1 protein-coding gene is annotated in these 1,202 nt (G+C 68.8%); it reads right to left on the reverse strand.

What is annotated here, in order from left to right:
• Positions 1–1,202, reverse strand: a 1,202-nt coding sequence (locus ACWGSR_RS37675; RefSeq protein ID WP_453573973.1) for a 2-oxoacid:acceptor oxidoreductase family protein, incomplete at both ends; no start/stop codon positions are given.

A 1,202-nucleotide genomic window follows, 5' to 3' on the forward strand; every position in this document is an offset into this window, starting at 1 on the left:
TTGGCCAGGTAGCCGTCGGAGAGCAGGAAGACCGGCGTGCGGTAGGCCAGGGCGATCCGGGCCGCCTCCAAAGCCGCGTCGAAGCAGTCCCCCGGCGTCCTGGGCGCGACCACCGGCACCGGTGCCTCACCGTTGCGCCCGTACATCGCCTGCAGCAGATCCGCCTGCTCGGTCTTGGTCGGCAGCCCGGTCGAGGGCCCGCCGCGCTGGATGTCCACGATCAGCAAAGGCAGCTCCAGCGAGACCGCCAGCCCGATCGTCTCGCTCTTGAGCGCCACCCCGGGGCCGGAGGTGGTGGTCACCGCCAGCGAGCCGCCGAACGCCGCCCCCAGCGCCGCACCGATCCCGGCGATCTCGTCCTCCGCCTGGAAGGTGCGCACCCCGAAGTTCTTGTGCCGGCTCAGCTCGTGCAGGATGTCCGAGGCCGGCGTGATCGGATACGAGCCCAGATACAGCGGCAGATCCGCCTGCCGGGCCGCCGCGATCAGCCCGTAGGACAACGCCAGGTTCCCGGAGATGTTGCGGTAGGTACCGGCGGGAAAGGCGGCGGTGGCGGGGGCGACCTCGTAGGAGACCGCGAAGTCCTCGGTGGTCTCCCCGAAGTTCCAGCCCGCCCGGAACGCGGCCACGTTCGCCTCCGCGATCCGCGGCCTCTTCGCGAACTTCCGCCGCAAAAACGCCTCCGTGCCCTCGGTGGGCCGGTGATACATCCAGGACAGCAGACCGAGCGCGAACATGTTCTTCGACCGCTCCGCCTCCTTGCGGGGCAGCCCGAACTCCTTCAACGCCTCCAACGTCAGCGTCGTCAGCGGCACCGGATGCACCCGGTAGCCCTCCAGCGACCCGTCCTCCAGCGGCGAGGTGAGGTAGCCGACCTTCGCCATCGCCCGCTTCGCGAACTCGTCCGTGTTCACGATGACCTCACCACCACGCGGCACATCGGCGATGTTCGCCTTGAGCGCCGCCGGATTCATCGCCACCAGCACATCCGGCGCGTCCCCGGGGGTCAGGATGTCGTGATCCGCGAAATGCAACTGGAACGAGGAGACCCCCGGCAGCGTCCCCGCGGGCGCCCGGATCTCCGCCGGAAAGTTCGGCAGCGTCGACAGATCATTCCCGAACGACGCCGTCTCCGACGTGAACCGATCCCCGGTGAGCTGCATACCGTCACCCGAATCACCCGCAAAACGAATGATCACCCG

It is taken from the genome of Streptomyces sp. NPDC055632 (assembly GCF_053618675.1).